Raw genomic sequence first — 1,158 nt, 5'->3', positions numbered from 1 at the left:
TTAGGAAAATTTCATGCAATAATTCAGAATGCTCATTCATCATTTTACATATTGAATAAAAACTGAATATTATAAATTTCTTTCATTTCAAACCTGTTTATATTTAATCAATTAACCCCTTGTCCATCACAAACGAAGCTGGCATGCAAAGAAGGACTTTTGAAAAAAGGTGAATTACTTCTTATGAATATTCTCGAGTGCTAAAATCTGCGCAAATATTGAATGCTAAAAAAAGAATGATGATATCCGCGCATGACCGCAATGAAAATAATATCCTGTATCTTATCGAAATTTCTCTACCACCTATCATTTACAAAACAACAACCGTAACAACACGATAAAGCATACTTTACTTTTATTATAATTTGACCTCAAACTCCCTCTGTTTGTTCTAAAAACAAGTATTTATCCAAAATTCTTAAGTAAATATCCTAAAAAAGGGAACAAATAATATGCGTATAAATGATATAAACGTGAATAAAGTTCTAAAACAAAATTCAAAACAATGCATAAAACTCATAAAGACTAAACTTATGATCTATAAAAATGAATAAAGAAATGGACAAAAACAACCACCTATATCGTCTCTTTTGAAAGATTATGCCGAAAGCATTCAGCATTCAAACTTTTCATATTCACAATGAAATCTGTCCTCATATCTTAACATCAAAAATTTTAGAAAAATTTCTCATCGCATAAAAGAAAGCATCTATTGTAATCTTTTATATCAAAAAATAACCATATTGATGAAGCAAAATAAATTTTAATACATTAAAAGGCCGAAAAATCTTCTGCCTTTTAACTAAAAATACATATTGCAGCTCATCAAAAAAGGTGGCGCAATCCAGCAGAGAAACTCGTTCCAGAAAAACCAATTTTCTTAAATCTATGCTGATAAGTGACATCTCCACGAAGAGAAAGTTTTGATGAGAGACGGGCATTAAACCCAACCCCTGCTTCCAAAGAAGAACCAAAGGAACCTAACTGAAAATCGTTTTTAAAAGAAACGAATTGCTTATCTTCAAAACTATGCAAATAAGAAAGCTTACTATAAAAAGAAACTTCACGTCCCTCTTCCACAACACCTAACGTCTTGCTTAAACGCCCACCAACACGCCCCACCCATTGATGAAATTTTCCTAAATCAACATCAAGATT

General features: G+C 30.9%; 1 protein-coding gene. It reads right to left on the bottom strand.

The features are described from left to right. Positions 1–825: 825 nt before the first annotated feature. On the bottom strand, positions 826–1,158 hold a 333-nt coding region (locus tag ACFIMA_RS09675), incomplete at its 5' end, for an autotransporter outer membrane beta-barrel domain-containing protein (protein ID WP_375614003.1).

Origin of the sequence: Bartonella sp. AP88HLJMH (genome assembly GCF_042195605.1) — a bacterium.
Lineage (GTDB): Bacteria > Pseudomonadota > Alphaproteobacteria > Rhizobiales > Rhizobiaceae > Bartonella.
This window is presented reverse-complemented; position numbering and strand designations above follow the sequence as displayed.